This is a genomic window from Methylomagnum sp., assembly GCF_054333355.1.
This window is the reverse complement of the sequence record NZ_JBTEKS010000451.1, coordinates 1-3,356: the sequence shown is the minus strand read 5'-3', so window position 1 is coordinate 3,356 and position 3,356 is coordinate 1. Positions and strand designations below refer to the sequence as shown.

Sequence of the window (3,356 nt, the reverse complement as noted above, 5' to 3'; positions counted from 1 at the left end):
GTGGGAGGCCGGGCCTTGCGGTTTCCGCTGCTGGAAATCGTCCCGGTGGAGGACAACCGGGCGGCGGTCGAATTGCTGAACCGGCGGGATTACTGGGATTGGTTGATTTTTGTCAGCGCCAACGCCGTGCGGTTTGCCCTGGCGGCGGGTGACTGGAACGACCGGCTATCGCCCCGGACGCGCATTGCGGCGGTGGGCGAAGCCACTGCAAAAGCCTTGGCGAATGCGGGAGTGCGGGTAGACCTTATCCCTAAACCGCAGTTTAATAGCGAATCCCTGTTGGCCTCCCCGGAATTGGCCCATGTCGCGGGCCAACAGATGTTGATTGTGCGGGGCGTGGGAGGCCGCGAGCATCTCGCCGATGAGTTGAACCAGCGGGGCGCGGCCACGGCTTATGCGGAACTTTACCGGCGGGCCGACCCGCCGCCGGACGCCTCGGCCCGTCTGAGGCAATGGCGACAGGACGGCATCGACGCGGTGGTCGCCACCAGTGGCGAAGCCCTGACCCACTTGATGGAACTTTTGGGAGAGGCCGGGGCCGAATTCGCCTATCAGACTCCCTTGGCGGTCTTCGGCGCACGCATCGCGGGACTGGCCCGCGAACAAGGCTGGCACCGGGTGGCCGAGGCCAATCAGGCCAACGACCAAGGGCTGGTGCAAGCGCTCATTCGACTTCATCGGGACGGGAAAGCCCCGCCGCCGCTCTCGGGCAACGTGGAATATTCCGAACAAGACCTAAAGACCACTCATTGACGGGGATACAGCATTGGTTGACGAGGAAAAAGCATTGACATCCGCCACCGAAGACGCCGCCGAACCTGCGCGGCCACCGGTTGAACCGGCCATCGCCGACAAACCCGCCGCGCCATCGAAGCCCAAAAAGACCCGCAGCATGGCCTGGGTTGGCTATGTCGTCCTGCTGGCCGTGATGGCGATCTCCGTCGGCGGCTTTTTCCTATTGCAGGAATTGCGCTCCCGGCAGGAAGGACTGGGCGGGCAAATCACCAATAAGGACCAGCAGCTTCTGGAAGTCACCCGGCAGATGAACGCCATGCAGTCCGAGATGGCGACCCTGCATTCGCAGATGGCGACGGTCCAGACTCAGGTCAGCACGGAAGATTCCAAGTTTGAGCGCAGCCTCGGGGAACACGCCGCCCGCCTGAGCGACCGGCTGGAAGCGACCCGCAACGAGCTTGGCAACGACGTGCAGCACATCCAGCGCCAGCTCAACAAGAGCCGGGGCGATTTGATGGTGGCCGACGCCGAGTACCTACTCAGCATCGCCAACCAGAAATTGCACTTGATCGGCGACGTGAAATCGGTGCTGGCGGCCATGGAAGCGGCGGATCAACGCCTGCACGACAGTGGCGACCCGGCGGTGTTCAAGGTGCGGGAAGCCTTGGCCGAGGAAATCGATGTCCTCAAGAAAATGAATGCCCCCGACGTGGTGGGCATATCCTCGAAGCTCCTGACCCTGGAGAAAAAGGTCAAGAATGTGCCCCTGTTCCTCCCGCACGCGGACGACGCCAAGGAACACGCCACGAAGCCCGGATCAGACAGCCCGTCCGAGAATGAGGGCGACGTCGAGGAAAAAGACCCGCTGGATTCGGCCCTGAAAGACCTCAAGGGCTTGGTGACGGTGCGGCGCACCGACCGCCCCATCGAAGCCGTGCTGACCCCCGCCGAAGCCGAAGGCATCCGTCAAATCCTGTTGCTCAAGCTGGAAGCCACCCGCACCGCGCTGCTGCGGGGTGACGAAACCCTTTATAAGGACAGCCTGACCTCCGCCAACGAATGGCTGGGCGAGCACTTCGAAGCCGACGCGCCCGAAACGAAGGAGTTGCGAAGCGAACTAGGCGCCTTGCAGAACCAGTCCATCGCCGTGCCCTTCCCGGACATCAGCAAGTCCCTGAGCCTCCTGCGCAACATTGAACGGCTCCGCCTTGAAGCCGAGGAAGCCGAAGCCAAAAAGTCCGGTGCCAAAGCGCCATCCGCCGAACCACCGGCGGCGCCTCAGCAGGAAATGCGGCCCGATTCCGATCAGGGAGTAAAGCAGTGAGAAGAAAAATCGTCTTTTCGCTCGCCGCGTTTTTCCTGGTCTTAGCCATTGTGGGTTATGGCTACCATCGCCTAACCTCGCAAGACGACGCGGGTTACGTCATCATCGGCATCGGCCATTGGGCGCTGGAGACCTCCCTGTATGTGATGGCTGTCGCCCTGACCGCGAGCTTTATTTTGCTCTACGTGTCGATCCGGTTGACCTTCGGCGCGGCACGGCTGCCCCAGACCCTCAAGCAGCGCAGCACCGAGCAGCGCAGCAAGCGCTCCCAGGAAGCCCTGCTGTCCGGCTTGATCGAGACGGCGGAGGGCAACTGGGAAAAGGCCGAGCGCAACCTAATCCGCCATGCCGCCGACAGCGGACTGCCACTCCTCAACTATCTCACCGCCGCCCGCGCCGCCCATTCGCGGGGTGCCCACGACCAACGCGACGAATACCTCAAGCTGGCCCACCAGACCATGCCGCAAGCGGAGCTGGCGGTCGGTCTCACCCGCGTCGAATTGCAATTGTCCACCCGGCAGTTCAATGACGCCTTGGAATCCCTGACCCAGTTGGATCGCATCGCGCCCAGCCACGCCTCGGTGTTGCGGCTCATGCATCAGGCTTACGCGCAGATGGAGGATTGGGAGGCACTGCACCGCTTGATGCCCGCCCTGCACAAGAACAAGGTGCTGATGGAGGCGGAAATCAAGCTACTGGAAACCGAGACCTACAGCGCCCTGCTCAAGCGCAAGGCGGAAACCCGCGACGCCTCTGTGCTGCGTGAGATTTGGCGACATGTGCCCGAGCATGTGCGGAATCTAATCGGCATCGAGACACTGTACTTCGCCGCCATGATTGAAGCGGGCGCGGGTTCGGAAGTGGAGGAAGGCTTGCGCCTCGCCATTGGCCGGGACTGGAACGAAACCTTGCTGGTGCTGTACGGCTGCATACAAATGGCCGACACCGAGAAGCAGATTCATCACGCCGAAACCTGGCTGGGTCCCCATCCCAACGACGCGGTGTTGCTGCGCATACTGGGCAAATTGGCCCTGCGGATCGGTCAAACCGAGAAGGCCACCGACTACCTGCAACGCAGCCTGGCCGAGGAACCCAGCGTGGAGGGCTGCAAGCTGATGGGCGATTTGCTCTATGCCAAGAAGGATTTCGCCGCCGCTGGCGATTATTACCGCAAGGGCATGATGCTCGCCTCCAACGAGGTGGTGGCTCAAATCGAACAAAACCCCGATGGCGAGGCGGACCTGCCGGAAGCCGAGTCGACGACGGTGGCTGTTGACGCTTAACGTTTGTAGTCCCG

The 3,356-nt window shown here is 62.2% G+C and carries 3 protein-coding genes; all 3 read left to right on the top strand.

Annotated elements, in window-relative coordinates; translation table 11 throughout:
* The coding region (locus ACXWUF_RS20915) for a uroporphyrinogen-III synthase (RefSeq protein WP_458496491.1) at positions 1–753 on the top strand (753 nt) is incomplete at its 5' end.
* Between the two features lie 34 nt (positions 754–787).
* A complete protein-coding gene (locus tag ACXWUF_RS20910) occupies positions 788–2,059 on the top strand; it encodes a uroporphyrinogen-III C-methyltransferase (RefSeq protein ID WP_458496490.1) in 1,272 nt (423 codons plus the stop codon).
* A complete protein-coding gene (locus ACXWUF_RS20905) occupies positions 2,056–3,342 on the top strand; it encodes a heme biosynthesis HemY N-terminal domain-containing protein (RefSeq protein WP_458496489.1) in 1,287 nt (428 codons plus the stop codon). The genes ACXWUF_RS20910 and ACXWUF_RS20905 overlap by 4 nt, the downstream gene beginning before the upstream one ends.
* Positions 3,343–3,356: the final 14 nt, after the last annotated feature.